Consider the following 16,606-nt stretch of genomic DNA (forward strand, 5'->3'; position numbering starts at 1 on the left):
CAGGATTTTTATTTAAACATCATGGCATTTACCTACAAGCGCATAATTTCCTATTTCCTTCGTGGACTGCTATTCATCACTCCGGTAGCAGTGACACTCTATATTATTTTTCAAACCATCCTCTTCCTGGATAATCTGATCCCTGTCCCATTACCGGGGATCGGCATTTTGATGGTACTGGCTTTGATCACTTTTGTAGGCTATCTCGCGAGTCTATTCTTTGCCAAACCTATTTTTGATTGGTTTGAAAGGGGGCTGATCAGAATTCCGCTCGTAAATCTAATCTACTCCAGTATCAAAGATCTGATGGGGGCTTTTGTAGGTGATAAAAAGAAATTTTCCTCCCCTGTCAAAGTACGCCTCAGTGATACGCTTGTCCGCTTAGGTTTTATCACCCAGGATGACATGTCTGCGGTAGGTGAGCCGGATATGGTGGCAGTCTATTTTCCACACAGCTATAATGTATCGGGAAATGTATTCTTAGTACCTCGGGACAAAGTCACCCCGTTAATCGGAGTGAAAAGCTCTGATGTGATGAAGTTTATGGTATCTGGAGGAGTTTCTCCGCTGAATTAATCAGGGCTTTTGATACCTCACAAAAGCGACCCACTTGCCATCCGGTGACCAGCTATGCACGTTGATTGTGCCTTGACCTCCGTAGAATACTTGGGTTAAATCTCTGATCTCCTTCGTCTGCACATTGAGCAGTCGAAGTTTGACATCCTTTCCAAAGGGGTGAGCTCCTTTTTGATCCTCCATGTAGGATATGATCACTGCTGATTTATTATCTGGAGATGGATGTGGAAACCAATTGTCAAGCGTGTCATCGGTGAGTTGCTCAGTGCCGCTACCATCAGGCTTCATGCGATAGGCTTGCATTCTTCCGGTCCGGTTGGAGTTGAAATAGATCCACTTTCCATCATAGGAATACTCTGGTCCATCATCGAGTCCTTCGGTTGTGGTAATTCTCTTTTCAGCTCCGCCATAGGTAGGAATAGAATAAATATCCCAAGCTCCATCTCGCTGGGCACAATACACCAATGTTTTTCCATCTGGACTGATTCCATGCCAATAGCTTGGATGGTTTTGGGTGATTAGCTTCGGCTCACCACCTGTAAGAGGCATAGTATAAATACGGGAACCAGTGCCCTCGTCACTCTTGCTGATGACCAGAAGTTTTCCATCAAAACTTATCCCATGGTCATTGTTTGCTTTTGAGATCTTATTGGGTTGAATTTGTCCCAGCTTATTCCCTTCCAGATCCACTTTCTCCAGAAATCCTCCGGAATTAATAAGCAAGAATTCCCCGTCTCTGGACCAGTTGGGAGCTTCGAAATGCCTGACTTCTTTTAAGATTGTTTTTTGCTCTCCGGACTTTATGTTTAGGATAACCAACTCACTGGTCGTTCCTTCTGGTGCCTGCTGTGCAGTTACGGTAATTGAAAGAAGCAGAAAGATGATTGTAAAAAAAACTTTTATGTTAGGCATGATGAGGTTTTGTTGCTTAATTCTCTTAAGATAAGCAACTGTGAATAAACTTATTGCATCACTTCTACCACGGACTCATTTTTTTCTGTAAATCGACCAATTTCCCAAATGACCTGATTTTGAAGCTTCATAGCTTCTTCAAACCAGGTTTTATTTTCAGGATCTATAGCAAGCATCAGTCCCCCACTGGTCTGGGGATCACAAAGTTTTACTAAATCCATACCTACCACACCTTTGGTTTTGGTGCTGTAAGCATTCCAGTTCCGGTAGGTATTATCGGGGAAAATAAATTGGTTGATGTACTCCTGGACTCCCGCTATCATAGGCAGCTTAAAGAGATCAATCTGGGCAGAAAGTCCTGCTCCTTCACACATTTCTATCAAATGCCCCAGCAAGCCAAATCCAGTCACATCTGTCATTGCATGAACTTCCTCATGATTTCCCAGAATCTCACCTATTGAATTCAATCTGCAAGCTGTATCAATCAAACTTGAATAATCGACGTCTGAGATCTTCTGTCGTTTTAGAGCTGTTGCCAAAACGCCTACACCTAGTTGCTTGGTGAGATAAATGAGATCACCGTTTTTTGCGCCATTATTTGTTTTGATCTTATGCGGATGTACAATCCCATTGACAGAAAGTCCAAATATAGGATCCTTGGCTGCGATGGAATGTCCACCTGCCAGCTCAATTCCCGCAGCTTTGCAGATAGACTTTGCGCCTTCCATGACCTTAGCCGCAAGTTCTGGGGCAAGTTTTTCAACAGGCCAGCTGAGAATTGCGTTTGCAAAAATCGGTTTGCCTCCCATAGCATATACATCTGAAAGGGCATTTGCTGCAGCTATTCTTCCAAAATCAAAAGGATCATCAACAATTGGAGTGAAAAAATCGACAGTATTGATCACCGCGATATCCTCCGAAACCTGGTAGACGGCTGCATCATCTTTACCCGAATTTCCAACCAATAAATTAGGATCGGATTGGATAAAGGAGCTGCTTGAATTTAGAATTTGATCCAAAATTGCTGGAGCGATTTTGCAGCCACATCCCGAACCTTCACTCCATTCAGTAAGTCGTTTGGGGGTATTTTCCATATAATCGGGATTTTGCTTCAAGTAATTTTTTGATGGAGGTTTCAGGATCTGTGCCAGCAAGATTAAGTTGGATTATTTTGTCTCCGGAATGCTTGTCCAAGTCAAATGCATAGGCTTTATCGTAATAGATGAGCATGTTTGTGATCCAGTCAGTATGATTTCCGTCTACAATTGCTTCAATTGCCTGCGAAGTCCTCAGGCCACCCAGTCGCTTCTTTAAGCGTAAAACAGCAAGAATTAATTCATCTGCTGGCAGAGAGGCATATTCTTCTACGATCAAGTCGATCCGTTCCTGCTCTGATTTCTGGATGTCGATTAAGGGGGAATCAAGCATTTGACGATAGAACCGATCTGGAAGAATTAATCTTCCTATTTTTCTGCTTTCATTTTCTACCCAGATGGATTGGGTTGGATTATGCTTACGCAAAGCTTCTGAAAGGTTGTTTTCAAACTGCTCCACAGTTGGCTGTACGGGTTGTCCGATTGAACCAAAGGATGATCCTTTGTGATTTGCGAGCCCTTCCAAATCGATAACCTGTTCTCCTGCTTCCTGTAGTTTTTGGAGTAATCTTGTTTTTCCCGTTCCGGTTTTTCCCCCTAAAACAATTAGGTTCCAGTCCTTTCTGACCAAGTCAAAACTAAAGGATCTATAAGTCTTATACCCTCCTTTCAGACGAAACACTTCAAATCCGACCATAGATAGGAGCCAAGAAAGGATCTGGCTCCGCATCCCTCCACGCCAGCAATAGACAATTATTTTTTTCTTCGGCAATTGCTCCAAAGCGTCTTTAAGAATCAGATGAAATCGTGGTCCCACCAATTCAAATCCCTTGATAGTAGCTTCCTGCGATCCTTTTTCTTTGTAAAGAGTACCGACAACAACCCTTTCCAAATTATTCAGGATTGGAATATTGATCGCTCCGGGAATGTGGCTTTGGGCAAATTCCCCTTCGCTCCTCGCATCTATCAAAGGATGTTGATCCCGCAGGCCCCAAAAATTATCTAAAGAAATTAATTGCTCCACCATAAAGTCTGAAGATAAAAAAAGCCGCAAGGATTTCCTTGCGGCTCTGAATGTATTATTGTCAACTAATTAAAGTTGAGCATCTAGTTTTTGTGATAAAATAGATTTTGGAACTGCTCCAACTTGTTTGTCTACGATTTCCCCTCCTTTGAAGAAAAGTAGTGTAGGGATAGATCTGATGCCGAAAGCCTGGGCTACACCTGGATTTGCGTCTACATCTACTTTACCGACCACGGCTTTTCCGTCATATTCGCCAGCTAATTCTTCCACAACCGGACCGATCATTTTACAAGGGCCACACCATTCTGCCCAGAAATCTACTAGGATGGGTTGTTCGGATTTAATGATTTCTTCAAAGTTTGCGTCGGTAATTTCTATTGCTTTTGCCATTATATGTTTGGTTTTTAATTTCTGAGTTTTCAAATATATGTGCAAAAGCCAATACCCGATTAATAAGTTCCGAGGGATTTAATTTTTTTGTCTATGGGTGATCGATGAAAGCTATCCTTAAAGTTAAAATAAACTGTTTTTAAAATCTAGTTAGTAATCAGTGAAGTAAACTAATAGTATTCGCAAACTGTGGTTCTGACTAACTGTTGACCTAAGTGCAGGTCATATTGCTTTTCTTCGCTCAACATCGCATCATTGGTGTAGAAATATTCAAACCCAGCTATTTCTCCTCCCAGATTCTCTTTTTGAACAGTTCTGGTCAGATGGTTTCTTCGTTTGTTCAATAGGTGAAGCAAGTCCAGAAACCATACGGCAGTATATTCTTTCACAAGGGTAGCGTGTCGCTTACATCCCATTGGTGTAACGACCAATGGGTTTTACGCTCCGTTTTATAAACTAAGATCTAGCTCGATTTCAAAATCAGGTACTTCAGGATCAGAACAGGACACTGTTAGGGTAATCAGAATTAAGAATACAACGTAATGTGACTTCATTCGTGGTTAATTGTCAGGTGGTTTAAGATAGCCTAAATATTAACTGAATCAATGGCAGAGAACAAAAGTTACTTATTCCCGCCAATCCGAAATTTCATATTTGACACCCAAACTTCTAAACAACCCGGTAAGCAACTTCAGGGATTTCTTTCAATTCCTTGATCATCTCTGCGCTTGGATCAATGGAAAATCTTTTAGAGAAAAGCTCCAAGGCGATATTCTCCTTACGGTCCACCACATCAAAATACAACTTGGCATCTCCCTTATATTTTTCTGTGATTGCCTGTAGTTTCTCCATCAAATCAAGTGTCAAATCATCCAAGTCAATATTGACCCGAAGACCTTTTACCATTTTACCCCGAATTTCGTCTAGCAGGGTAATGCTTCCGATTTTAAATTCCAGCTCATTTTCTGCCCAGCGTTTACCAGCCACTGTCCCGCTGATAAACAAAAACCAACCTGGCATAAAGTACTCTTTGAACTTCACGTAATCATCCCCAAATAGAAAGAAAGTAAAGGCTCCTTGATAATCTTCCAGCGTAAGTGTCCCGAATGGCTTTCCGTTTTTGGTTGTTCTGTGGGCAAAAGTGGAAACTGAACCTGCCAGTTTAATGTCACTTCTGCTTTTTAAGTTTTCCAAGTCATTCAGGTCAGGTAAAGAAGCATTGGTAAACGATTCGATTTCCAACCTAAACTGGTCAAGCGGATGCCCCGATATGTAAAGCCCGACTACTTCCTTCTCAATATTTAACTGTTGAAGTTGGGTGAAAGGCTCCATCGGAGCAATAGTAGGAAGCGGGACTTCCATACTCCCTGCACCTCCTCCAAAAAGGCTCACCTGATTGCTTTCTTCCTCTTGCTGCACTTTCTGAGCATACTTGGTGGCTTTCTCGATCAGATTTAAATCCCCCTCAGCAGATTCCAGGTATTGCCTTCTGTGATGCTGAGGGAAGCAATCAAACCCGCCCGCCATAGCTAGCGCTTCCATGGTTTTCTTATTTAGGGCTTTAGAGCTTACGCGCTTTGCAAAGTCAAAGATGTTCTTGTAAGGACCATTTTTCTCACGCTCTACTATGATTGCGTCCACGGCGGCAGATCCAGCACCCTTGATTGCTGCCATTCCAAATCGGATTTCTCCGGCGGCATTTACAGTAAAACCATTTTTGGATTCATTCACATCTGGTCCCAGTACCGGGATTCCAGCCCGTTTGCATTCTTCCATGAAAAAAGTCACCTGCGTGATGTCATTCATGTTGTTACTCAGCACCGACGCAAGGTACTCTGCAGGGTAATGGGCCTTCAAATAAGCCGTCTGATAGGCAATCCACGCATAACAAGTCGAGTGTGATTTGTTAAAAGCGTAGGATGCAAAAGCCTCCCAGTCAGTCCAGATCTTTGCCAATTTCTTCGCATCATGGCCTTTGGCAGAAGCCTGCTCCACGAACTTTGGTTTCATCTTATCCAGTACATCCTTCTGCTTCTTACCCATCGCCTTACGCAATACATCCGCCTCGCCTTTGGTGAAACCGGCGAGTTTCTGAGACAAAAGCATTACTTGTTCTTGGTAAACCGTGATTCCGTAGGTTTCCTCCAGGTATTCCTTCATATCCTCCAGATCGTACTCGATGGGTTCAGTCCCATGTTTACGCTTAATAAAGGAAGGAATATAGGCCAACGGTCCCGGTCTGTACAAGGCGTTCATGGCAATCAAATCCGCAAAAACCGTAGGCTTGAGTTCGCGCATGTATTTCTGCATGCCGGCAGATTCATATTGGAAAATTCCTACTGTCTCGCCACGTTGGAAAAGCTCGTAAGTCTTTACATCATCAATTGGGAAATGATCTGCATTTAGCTCAATACCATGCCTTTCCTTTACGATTCTGATGGCGGTTTTTATGAGAGTCAGCGTTTTTAGACCCAAAAAGTCCATTTTAAGCAGACCTGCTGACTCTACCACAGAGTTGTCAAACTGCGTGCAAACCATGTCTGAATCCTTGGCCAAGGCTACCGGGACAAAATTGGTAATGTCAGATGGTGTGATAATTACGCCACAGGCATGGATACCAAGGTTTCTCACAGACCCTTCCAGCATCGTAGCCTGATTGATGGTTTTGGCTGATTCATCCTGGCCTTTCGAGATCCGGATCAATTCATCAGCCTTTGCTATCATTTCACCCTGACCTTTCAGCTTGTCCGAAAGAGCAGCTCTATTTCCTGCCAATCCAAAAAGTGCTTTCAATTTGATATCAGGCACCAAATTGGCCAATCGCCCTGCTTCTGCAAGTGGAAGATTCAATACCCTTGCCGTATCCCGAATGGCTGATTTTGCTGCCATCGTACCGTAAGTAATGATCTGGGCTACCTGATTAGAGCCGTACTTCTTGATTACATAGTCAATCACACTTTGACGGCCTTCATCGTCAAAGTCAATATCAATATCGGGTAGTGATACTCTATCGGGATTAAGGAATCTCTCAAAAAGGAGATTATATTCGATTGGGTCAATATTGGTGATGCCTGTACAATAGGCAACTGCGGATCCTGCTGCAGATCCACGTCCTGGGCCGACTGAAACTCCCATTTTTCTTGCCTCTACAATAAAATCCTGAACAATCAGAAAGTAACCTGGATACCCCGTATTTTCGATAGTAGCGAGCTCAAAGTCTAAACGTTCTTCGATTTCAGGAGTGATTTCCTTGTAGCGCTTTTTTGCCCCTTCGTAAGTCAAGTGTCTTAAGAAGGCATTTTCTCCACGTTTTCCTCCATCTACCTCATCTTCTGCATGTTTGAATTCTTCGGGTATTTCAAAGGCAGGAAGAAGGACTTCGCGGGCAAGCTTATATGTTTCGATTTTTTCAGTGATCTCATGGGTACACTCGATCGCTTCCGGCAGATCCGCGAAGAGCTTCTTCATCTCATCGGGAGTCTTAATATAGAACTCATCATTTGGGAAGCCGTAGCGGAACTCACGGCCTCGCTTGCCGATGTACTTTTTGGGTTTGTCATAGAGTTCCCCGTCTTTCACACATAACAGTACATCATGTGCTTTTGCATCTGACTTATCAGCATAATAGGCATTGTTTGCAGCGAAATATTTCACATCATATTTCCTCGCAAATTCCAACAATACTTCATTCACTTTTTCCTCTTCTGGGACTCCGTGTCGGTTTAGCTCTACATAGAAATCTTCACCGAACTGTTCCTTCCACCAGACAAATGCTTCCTCAGCCTGAGTCTCTCCCACATTCAAAATCAAAAATGGAATTTCTCCCCAAAGCCCGCCTGTTGTGGCAATTAGATCGCCTTTGTATTGTACCAAGACTTCCTTGTCAATCCGGGGTACATAATAAAAACCCTCGATATTCGCATAGGAAGCCAGTTTTGCAAGATTATGATAGCCCGCTTTGTTTTTGGCAATTAGGACAGTTTGGAATCCGTCGTCCTTGTTGGATTTGTTTTTTCGATCTCTACATAGGTTGAATTCACATCCTAAAATAGGCTTGATATCCTTCCCGATTGCTTCTTTTACAAAGTGGAAAGCCCCCATCATATTACCATGATCAGTCATCGCAATTGCCGGCATTCCGAGCTCTTTTGCCCGGGCTACCATCGCAGGGATCTCACAGGTAGCCTGAAGTACAGAATATTGGCTGTGCACATGCAAGTGCGTAAATGGTATGTCAGTCAGGTCTGAAATGTCAGCTTTGCCAGCCTGCTTTAGGACATCTTTTGCAGCTGCTTTTTGAGCATCTTTTGCTTGCGCAAAGTTGGCTTCCTCCAGCTTAGGTGCTTGGTATATTACTTCCTGAATTGTAATTCCTGCTTCGGGAGCCTGTACACCTTGAGTGATCAATCCAAAGAAACACCTGGCTGTAGCATCCACATCATAAGCTGCATCGTGGGCGTCACCAAAGCCTTTGCCAAAAAGTTTTTGGTGTAACTCGGTAAGTGTAGGCCACTTGAATTTGCCGCCCCGGCCTCCCGGGAGCGCGCAAAATTCTGTGGAAATATCCTTTGTGTCCAGCTGCTTTGCGGTCAGCGGCATAGTAGCTTCTGCCCGGTAATATTCCGAGCCAACCACATTGACATCAAACTCGACATTGTGCCCCACCAAGTATTTGGCTTGCTTCACATCACCTTCAAAGATTCCAAGGATCTGCTTTAGTTCATGACCTTCGGCTAAAGCACGCTTAGTAGAAATCCCGTGTACTTTCTCGGCATTGTAGGGGATGGTAAAGCCTTCCGGCTTAATAATGTAATTATGATTGGAAATCAGATTTCCCTTTCCGTCATGCAGTTGCCATGCGAGCTGGACTAGCCTTGGCCAGTTGTCCACATCGGACATGGGGGCATTATAATCGCGGGGAAGACCGGTGGTTTCGGTGTCAAAAATTAAATACATACAGCTTGGGGAATTGAGACTTCAAATTAGGGCTAATCTATCAAAGGAGACAAGCGGAGTGGGGGTAATTGTCGGGGAAAATTGAAAAAACTAGCCCTAAGTTTGCCCCGAAGAAGAGAGAACTACTAAGTTCTGCAACTTATTTTCCATTACTCGATGATTAAAAGAAAATAGTTTTTTCTTTATAGAAATCCGAGTTGGTATAGCGGGATTTGCCTACTCCGGCGAATTCTAAATCATCTGAAAAGACCAGGTGGCTTTCATGGTGTCTTACTTGATTTTGATTTTTATCCGTATTCTTGTCTCCTATTTGTGAATTACCCACCCACCGATGGGTTGGGCTTCGGGGGTCATAGACTCACCCAATGACAACGCCTCATCCCGTTTTTGTTTTGTGTCCGACTGCATCCCGCAACCAGACAATACATTTATACCCTTGTTCAATAGGTGAAGCATCATCGGAAACGATCCGTCAGTACATTCTTTCACCAGGTTAGTGTTTGTCGCTTACATCCCACACACCCTAAGGCGATGGCTCGGTTTTACAGTACTATTTATAAAGGGATTTCTCCTTTTGGATACGTGAAGACCTAGGGCAATCTTCTAGTTTTTCAGTCTCTTAATTTTACAATTTGATGGGGATGGTATATATCCTGGCAATTTTCCAACCTTCTCAATATCTTATTTCCCACATCCAAGCTCGCTTGCTTTCGATGGAAGTCTGGATAAACTCTTGGACTATTTCCTGATATTTAGTGCCCGATACTTCTCTCCCTTTCAGTTTTTTGGGCAGGGTGATGATTTCTTCCGGTTCTCCAAAAGTGATTTTCTCGGCTTCCACGATAAGCATGCCGTCGTTGATGTCATAAGCCAAGATCAAACCCGGAAGCCCGAATTGCTCTTCAGGACCGGTTGGAACGGGGATATCCGAGGCGAACCAAGCAGTGATTTTTTGGCCTTTAATGGTATCTTCAGAAACAGCCTTCATACACATGTGTCCAAGAATATCCCGTATTTCGTTCATTACCCTCCATTTCGGCGCATTTAGGCTGTCACGTACAATGTAAGTTTTACCCATTTGATCCATATATTTTAGATAGGTCTGATCTTTTAGATTGTTTTCAATGAAATAGTCTTCCACTTGCCAAGAGTAGCTTTGCACTACATAGGGTTCACCAAAAGTGTAGAGACTTTTTTCTGGCCAAAACTGGAGTTTCATCCGTGTGCTGTAGCCTTCAGGATTACTCCAAGTGAGTAGAATTCTGTCTTTTTCCTGTTCGGTAATGTGAGGCAGGCTCGAATAGATTTTATCATAGAAAATACGGTATCGGTATTCTACCTCGCCCACAATATTTTGGGCTCTTAGTCCTGTGGAAATTAGTATCAGGATAAGGGTCTTTAGATAGGTTAATCTCATTGTTTTAATTAGTTAAGAATGGACTGGATCAGAATATGCGGAAGGTTAGAATGTTTAACTATTGAAATCTAAGTTTTTAATTACAAGCATCATGATAAATATGGAGAATCAACGGCTTTTATACTGAGAAACTAAAAGTTTGTATTTTTTGAGACAGGTGTTTATTCCGACACGATCGCTAGTGGGCTACAAGCACAACGGTAACTGAGCGACGAAACAAATTTCTAATTAATAGGCGAACTACTCTGCAACTTTCCCGCTTTAGAACTTTTCCACCTTATTATGTTATCTATAATTTTTCACTTCTACTCCCCGCATATTGTAGGTTACTCCTAGTAGGAAATACCTTGATAAAGTTTCAATTCGGCCAGTGGAAACATAGTTTTGGCCTGCATACTGGCTGATGGTTTGATTTTGCTTGAAGATGTCATAAGCCGAGAGCCTCACCTCCCATTTTTTAGCCTTGCCGAGTAGTTTATAGACGAATGCATTGAGAATAGGTACTTTCTGATCAAATCCAAAACTTTCGTTTTCATATCGGTTGTAGTTGAATTTCACATCTAGGTAGAAATCTTTTGGGAATTTTATGTTCATATTGGTATAAGCACTCCAGTTTACTATGTCCTGGTTTTGGGATGGGTTCTGTTCGTATTTGGTCTTGCTCAGGCGGAACGATGAACCAGTGTATAGGCTGAGCCATTCTAGCGGGGTCAAATCTAGATTTACCCCAAAATTATGGCTCATCGTATGTGTTTCTGTCTCAATAGAGTTGATAAGTGAGAGACTTTTTGTATAGGAAGGATTTGCCGATAGGTAAGCGCTAGCTTTGGTTTTCACAATAGGAAAACCAAAACCTAGATAGGGATAATAACGCTGTCCACCGGAAACATTTCCTGCCTTGTAGGTAGTGACAAAGGTTTCGGGGTCTATGGTTTGGTTTTGAACGACTTGGCTTTGATAGAATGTTGAATTGAATGAAAACCGGAAATTTATAAATGTGGCAGGATCATACATGTTGTATCCGGTATTGAAAGAATGGGATACTTCGGGCTCAAGATCAGGATTTCCTTCCCGGATATACAGTGGATTAGATATGTCCTTGTATGGCTGCAGGTCAGCGATATTTGGCGGAGTGACGCCCATGGCATAGCCTGCGTTGATACGTTTGTTGCCCTTCATTGTTTTCCAGTAAGACACATTAGGGGTGAGATTGAGGTAGTTCTTGTCCACTCGGCCTAAGATCTCGCTTTCTTCTTCCACGGAAAACTGCCCGTTCAATCGGTAGTTGGAGGCGGCAAGGCCCACACTTAAGTTAGAGCCTTTGTTGGCATATCGGATACTGGACCCGAACCTGTTATAGGTAATTGTATTGTCAAAAAAACGACTGAGGTCAGGATTTAGCTCTCGGGTATCACTGGATTCCACATCGTATACTTGTCGGTTTGTTTCGCTTTTTGATTGGCTGAAATTGTAGAAAGTCTCCAGGAAGAATATTTTTTTGATAGGTTCGACATAGAGCAGACTGGACTTGATCAGGTTAGAACCATTTAATGCTTGGTTCAATTGATCCAGGTTTCGGAAATAGGTATTTGGGTCAGTTGAGTTCATGAGGTCCACCACGGATTTTTGGATTCCATTTTGGTCTGCCTTACTCCAGGTATCACTGATGCTGGCGGCAAAATTTCGTCCGTTTTTTTTGAATTTATGCCTATAGATTGCAGTGCCCTGAAAGGCCCCTGACCATTTATCTGATTGGTTATCCCGATCCATTTGGCTTTGCTCTGTGCTACTGCGTATCAGCTCCTGATGGCTGGCCAACGATGTAGTAAGAGTACTTAGCCTTCCCTTTGCATTAATGGTGATGGTATTGGTGCTGTCCAACTCATTTTGAAATCGAAGGTTTACCCGATGGTGACCTGCCATGTTGTTTTGTAAACTTTGGTCGGTAGAAGTGAAGGAGGTATTGTCCTGCAGGAAGTTTGTTCTGCTATTGAAGCTCTCCAGCGTCTGGTCACTGCGGCTATAGAAGTAGTTGCTGCTGAAATCCTTCTTGTCCTTTAGGTAGTTATAGTTGATGCCTAGCGCTTGGTTGTTGGAGTAGCCTGAGTTGAGGTTGTTGAAGGGGATTTCAAAGGATTCTTCACTGTCCCCACCTGAAAAAACAATATAATTTGATCCTCCACTGCCATTAAACCCAAAATCCCCGGTATCTCCCCATTGGAATGCGCTGCTCCCCTTAAACTCCTGCAGGTCATCCCAGCTCAGACCGGATTGGTTGACATTATTGCCATAGCCGATGACAGAAAATTGGTGTACTTTGTCAAACTTGTTGAAAGAGGCATTTGCAGACCATCTTCCGTCTGTACCCGCTGCGGCGGAAAGCTTGCCAAAACCTCCTTTTTTGGCTTCTTCCTTCAGCTCAACGTTCAAGGTTTTTTCCTTCACCCCATCTTCCACACCCGTGAGCTTGGCCTGTTCGGACTTGTCATCGAATAGCTGAAGCTTACTTATTGATTCTGCATTCAGGTTTTGTGTGGCCATTTTGGTGTTTCCTCCAAAAAAGCGCCTTCCATCTACTGTTACCTTCTGCACTTGTTCCCCTTGTGCAACAATATTTCCATCCTTGTCGACCTGTATTCCAGGCAGCTTGCGGAGCAGTTCTTCCAGTGTCGCTCCAGGCGGTACTTTGAATTTGCTGGCGTCGTACTCAAGGGTGTCTCCACGCATCATCAACGGCGCTTTGGCGGCTTTCACCACCACCTCGTAGAGTTCCTGTAGGATGGGCATCAGCTGAATCACCTCCATTTCCAAATCACCTGTGTCGGGCAGAACCAGTTCCTTTTGAATGGGTAGGTAGCCCATATAGGTGGCCTTGATAAGTAGTGGTTGCCGATCTACGTTTTTGAATTGGTACTCTCCGTCCTTATTAGTCAAAGTGTACGCAACCAAGGCGGAGTCTTTAGGACTAAGAAGTAGCACAGAGGTATAGTCGAGGGGGGTATTCGTGGTGTCTTTCACCACTCCCCGAATATTAAATTTGGATTGGGCATGGGAAGCAAAAGTGATGGCAGCCAGAAGAAGGTATGAAATGAGTAATTTCATTTTTTTTCAGTTTTATATTTTTAACTATATTTTCTTTGACTAAAACTAAGCCCCACCCTGACCCATAATCACGACCAGTTCAACTTGTAATGATGAATTGGCAGTGTCAGATGACAGGCTCAGAATTGTATGCACTGTTTATGAATCCAGCTAAATAAGTTGAAAATGAATGCACTATGCTTTTTGCAATCCCCTTAGCAACCTTTTTAAAATTTGAGCCCCAATATCTAGAATCATATATCCTTCACTTCTCTATTATTCGCTTAGTGATGTTCTTAAACAAATCAAAAATTCTTTACCATTAGCAATGCTTTCCAACGAAAAATTCGGAAAACACCTAATCATTATGCTAATGTATATTTTAATACTATTAGTATAGTAATGAGCGGATTAAAAATGACAGAATATTTTGTTAAAGAATGTTATTTGGGAAGATGGGGCGGAGGTAAGTGGAAATAATACCAGGTTCATAAATGACAAATACTTCTTTGGGGAAGTGGCTTTTTGAAAAAAAATATTTCCGTCTTAAGGGGCAAATGAAAAACCGATAACTATTTCCTCCTTAAAAGGACCAATCGGAGCAATAAATCCTGACCGCATTAAAATTAGCCATTACCGATTGGACCAAGTACTGAGAAATTCATGTATGATTTGATTTTTTAGGTTACTGAAAATCAAAAAAATCATCTTTTATCCTCCCAAGGCATATAAATCACCTTTTTGGTCTCAAAAAATTCTTCCTTAAAGTAGTCTTCCAGATGGTACACGACGTAGGACTTGCCTAATTCCTCCATTTCTTCATCGACTTCACCGCCTTTGAGATAAAGGATACCATTGGGATATTCGTTGATATCTTCTTTACGGATTTTGTTTTTCACCCAAGGATAAAAATTTGCCATGCGAGTGACTGCACGGCTGATAACAAAGTCATATTTGCGAACCAATTCCTCAGCTCTTGCCTGCTGGGCTTCTACGTTGGTAAGCTTCAACTGCTTGACCACGTCCTTTACTACCGTGATCTTTTTTCCTATTGAATCTACCAGATGAAAATTGGTTTCCGGAAACATGATCGCCAGGGGAATCCCAGGAAATCCGCCACCCGTGCCGATATCCAATATTTTCGACCCTGGCTCAAATGGCATGACCTTCACTATTCCTAGTGAATGAAGTACATGGTGGGTATAAAATTGCTCCATGTCCTTGCGGCTGATTACATTGATTTTGGAGTTCCAATCTTCATAAAGCTCCTGAAGCCTGTCGAACTGTTCAAGCTGAGTCTCTGTAAGGTCAGGGAAATAGGACTGGATGAGTTGGGTACCAGAGTTCATCAAATGTGTTTTTGTTTGCCGGCGGCAATTTCGTAAAGTAGTTCCCGGGATCTGTGAAGTTGTGCCTTTACAGTTCCTAATGGTTTTTCGAGTTCTTGGGCGATTTCCTCGTAGCTTAATTCATCGAAATAGCGAAGCTGTACAAGTTTTCGATATTTCGCAGGCAGCTTGTCGACGAATATCCTTACCATCTCGATCCGTTGTGTACGGATAAATTCATCCTGCGGATTATTGTCATCATCTTCCACGTCGATTGTTACAGAGTTCCCTCCATCATCAGACATTGTGGTATTCAAGCTCATCGTTTTTAGCTTTTTCTTCCGGATGAAGTCAATGGTATTGTTTGTGGCAATGCGGAAAAGCCAGGTAGAAAAGGTATAATCCTTTTTAAATCGATGGAGATTTTTAAAAGCTTTGGCAAAAGCCTCCATCGTTAGATCTTCAGCATCGTCTGCATCCCGGATCATTTTCAAGATCATGTAATAAACGGCCTTTTTATAGCGCTTCATCAAAGAGGCATAGGCTTGCTGATCTTTTTGCTGTACTGCCTGATCGATTAACTCAAAGTCCTCGAGTGCTTTTTTAGAAAAACCGCGTTCGTTTATTTCCATTGGATGTCTTTTGCCTGATGGGATATAGTCCCTAAAATCCAAAAATAACCTAAATACAAGAAATCCAGCATCCAGATGTTTTTCGGTGGTTTAGTTCCTTGGATCTTTTTCTCAGCAGCTTTAAAAATTAGCGTTACAAGAAAAGACCTCAGTAGGATAATACCGAAAACTAGGAAAAAATGTTCCCAGCTTTTGGCTAAACCTACATAAATAAGTAATCCTATCCCTCCAAGCCAGAATAATGCATGCGAAAAGGAATATAGTCCAATCTTTCTTTTATCTGCGCCACGATAGTATTTGCCTACGTGCAGATGTCTTTTTTTCTGAACCAGGTATTCATTACGTGTTTCTTTTGGTTTTGAAATCGTATTTGCTTCAGGATCTAAAACTACAGCAGTATTTTTCCCGCTTGCATATAGATTGACAAAAAGATCATCGTCTCCGCCTTCAATATGCCAAAGTTCCTTGAAAGCTTTTACATTCATGAAAAAATCCTTTCGATAACATAAATTCCTTCCTATCCCCATGAAGGGGGTTTTCCAAAGTCCAAAGGACACATAATACAAGCCTGTAAGTAGGGTTTCAAATTGTATCCAATTATTTAAAAATCCCGGTCTGTGTTCGTATCCCGAAAATCCCAAAGCAAAGATTTTCCCCTGATTTCTCACCGGGGCAGTCATTTTCCGGATCCACTGATCAGTTTGCGGCAGACAATCTGCATCTGTTAAAAGGATAATATTGTTTTTGGCGACTTTAATACCAAGCGTAAGTGCATACTTCTTTGCTGTTACGTGAGGCGGTGTATACTTGATAGTGACAGAACGAAGCTTGGGAAAAGTTTCCATCATTTTCTCCAGTAATCTCTTGGTTCTATCTGAAGATCGGTCGTTCACGATCATGATATCAAAGGCTGGATAATCTTGTTCGAAGAGCTTTGGAATGAGCGTTTTGAGATTTGAAAATTCATTGTGGGCACAGATCACCACCGTCACACCTTCTTCATTTTGCGAAATAGATTGGGATTTATTAGCAGTATAAAAAGCCGTCTTTCCAAAAATAACCAAGAGGTAAACTGCTTGGATAAGTATTCCAATTCCGAAGAAAAACCAAAGTAAAAATAGGCCCATAGGTCGCGTTTGCTGAGCAAATATAAAATCAAATTCAGCAAACCATTTAAGAATAAGCGTATATTTTTG

At 42.3% G+C, this 16,606-nt stretch carries 13 protein-coding genes and 1 pseudogene; 2 read left to right on the forward strand and 12 right to left on the reverse strand.

Going from position 1 to position 16,606, the window contains the following annotated elements; genetic code table 11:
* Positions 1 to 21: 21 nt before the first annotated feature.
* Positions 22 to 576 carry a DUF502 domain-containing protein gene (locus tag AS141_RS21040; RefSeq protein WP_057939677.1) on the forward strand — a complete coding sequence of 185 codons (555 nt, stop codon included), beginning with the start codon at positions 22 to 24 and terminating at the stop codon, positions 574 to 576.
* Here the strand turns inward: AS141_RS21040 and AS141_RS21045 are convergent, their stop codons facing one another.
* The 4 genes from AS141_RS21045 to trxA all read right to left on the reverse strand — a co-directional run bounded on the left by AS141_RS21045 (position 577) and on the right by trxA (position 3,996).
* A complete protein-coding gene (locus AS141_RS21045; RefSeq protein ID WP_057939678.1) occupies positions 577 to 1,488 on the reverse strand; it encodes a TolB family protein in 912 nt (303 codons plus the stop codon).
* 50 nt (positions 1,489 to 1,538) lie between these two features.
* Entirely contained in the window at positions 1,539 to 2,582 is a 1,044-nt protein-coding gene (selD, locus tag AS141_RS21050) for a selenide, water dikinase SelD (protein WP_057939679.1), read from the reverse strand.
* Positions 2,554 to 3,609, reverse strand: coding sequence for a tRNA 2-selenouridine(34) synthase MnmH (gene mnmH, locus AS141_RS21055; RefSeq protein ID WP_057939680.1), 1,056 nt, complete (start codon positions 3,607 to 3,609; stop codon positions 2,554 to 2,556). Before mnmH ends, selD begins: the two co-directional genes overlap by 29 nt.
* A gap of 66 nt (positions 3,610 to 3,675) precedes the next feature.
* Positions 3,676 to 3,996, reverse strand: coding sequence for a thioredoxin (gene trxA, locus AS141_RS21060; RefSeq protein ID WP_057939681.1), 321 nt, complete (start codon positions 3,994 to 3,996; stop codon positions 3,676 to 3,678).
* Between the two features lie 313 nt (positions 3,997 to 4,309).
* Here trxA and AS141_RS27140 point away from each other — a divergent pair.
* Positions 4,310 to 4,393, forward strand: a pseudogene (locus AS141_RS27140) (transposase); the annotation flags it as partial.
* Positions 4,394 to 4,665: 272 nt separating this feature from the next.
* Here the strand turns inward: AS141_RS27140 and dnaE are convergent.
* The 8 genes from dnaE to AS141_RS21095 form a co-directional block, all read right to left on the reverse strand.
* On the reverse strand, positions 4,666 to 8,952 hold the full coding sequence (gene dnaE / locus AS141_RS21070; protein WP_057939683.1) for a DNA polymerase III subunit alpha: 4,287 nt from the start codon (positions 8,950 to 8,952) through the stop codon (positions 4,666 to 4,668).
* Between the two features lie 160 nt (positions 8,953 to 9,112).
* Positions 9,113 to 9,277, reverse strand: coding sequence for a hypothetical protein (locus AS141_RS26675; protein ID WP_157243547.1), 165 nt, complete (start codon positions 9,275 to 9,277; stop codon positions 9,113 to 9,115).
* Positions 9,259 to 9,441: a hypothetical protein gene (locus AS141_RS26680; protein WP_157243548.1), complete on the reverse strand. Its 183-nt coding sequence runs from the start codon at positions 9,439 to 9,441 to the stop codon at positions 9,259 to 9,261. The genes AS141_RS26675 and AS141_RS26680 overlap by 19 nt, the downstream gene beginning before the upstream one ends.
* Positions 9,442 to 9,625: 184 nt before the next feature.
* Entirely contained in the window at positions 9,626 to 10,369 is a 744-nt protein-coding gene (locus AS141_RS21075; RefSeq protein WP_057939684.1) for a GLPGLI family protein, read from the reverse strand.
* 285 nt (positions 10,370 to 10,654) lie between these two features.
* On the reverse strand, positions 10,655 to 13,471 hold the full coding sequence (locus AS141_RS21080) for an outer membrane beta-barrel family protein (protein WP_057939685.1): 2,817 nt from the start codon (positions 13,469 to 13,471) through the stop codon (positions 10,655 to 10,657).
* A 683-nt stretch (positions 13,472 to 14,154) separates the two neighbouring features.
* Positions 14,155 to 14,799, reverse strand: coding sequence for a 16S rRNA (guanine(527)-N(7))-methyltransferase RsmG (gene rsmG / locus AS141_RS21085; RefSeq protein WP_057939686.1), 645 nt, complete (start codon positions 14,797 to 14,799; stop codon positions 14,155 to 14,157).
* Positions 14,799 to 15,410 (reverse strand): RNA polymerase sigma factor, encoded by a 612-nt coding sequence (locus tag AS141_RS21090; RefSeq protein ID WP_057939687.1) that lies wholly within the window; start codon positions 15,408 to 15,410, stop codon positions 14,799 to 14,801. Before AS141_RS21090 ends, rsmG begins: the two co-directional genes overlap by 1 nt.
* Positions 15,401 to 16,537: a glycosyltransferase gene (locus AS141_RS21095; protein ID WP_057939688.1), complete on the reverse strand. Its 1,137-nt coding sequence runs from the start codon at positions 16,535 to 16,537 to the stop codon at positions 15,401 to 15,403. Before AS141_RS21095 ends, AS141_RS21090 begins: the two co-directional genes overlap by 10 nt.
* Between the last annotated feature and the right edge of the window lie 69 nt (positions 16,538 to 16,606).

It is taken from the genome of Algoriphagus resistens (assembly GCF_001442615.1).
Classification (GTDB): domain Bacteria; phylum Bacteroidota; class Bacteroidia; order Cytophagales; family Cyclobacteriaceae; genus Algoriphagus; species Algoriphagus resistens.

Excerpts from the sequence above, each read along its gene's own strand:
- AS141_RS21040 (WP_057939677.1), top strand. The coding sequence starts at position 22 with ATGGCATTTACCTACAAGCGCATAATTTCCTATTTCCTTCGTGGACTG.
- mnmH (WP_057939680.1), bottom strand. The coding sequence starts at position 3,609 with ATGGTGGAGCAATTAATTTCTTTAGATAATTTTTGGGGCCTGCGGGAT.
- AS141_RS21080 (WP_057939685.1), bottom strand. The coding sequence starts at position 13,471 with ATGAAATTACTCATTTCATACCTTCTTCTGGCTGCCATCACTTTTGCT.
- rsmG (WP_057939686.1), bottom strand. The coding sequence starts at position 14,799 with ATGAACTCTGGTACCCAACTCATCCAGTCCTATTTCCCTGACCTTACA.
- trxA (WP_057939681.1), bottom strand. The coding sequence starts at position 3,996 with ATGGCAAAAGCAATAGAAATTACCGACGCAAACTTTGAAGAAATCATT.
- AS141_RS21095 (WP_057939688.1), bottom strand. The coding sequence starts at position 16,537 with ATGGGCCTATTTTTACTTTGGTTTTTCTTCGGAATTGGAATACTTATC.
- AS141_RS21075 (WP_057939684.1), bottom strand. The coding sequence starts at position 10,369 with ATGAGATTAACCTATCTAAAGACCCTTATCCTGATACTAATTTCCACA.
- AS141_RS21045 (WP_057939678.1), bottom strand. The coding sequence starts at position 1,488 with ATGCCTAACATAAAAGTTTTTTTTACAATCATCTTTCTGCTTCTTTCA.
- selD (WP_057939679.1), bottom strand. The coding sequence starts at position 2,582 with ATGGAAAATACCCCCAAACGACTTACTGAATGGAGTGAAGGTTCGGGA.
- AS141_RS21090 (WP_057939687.1), bottom strand. The coding sequence starts at position 15,410 with ATGGAAATAAACGAACGCGGTTTTTCTAAAAAAGCACTCGAGGACTTT.
- dnaE (WP_057939683.1), bottom strand. The coding sequence starts at position 8,952 with ATGTATTTAATTTTTGACACCGAAACCACCGGTCTTCCCCGCGATTAT.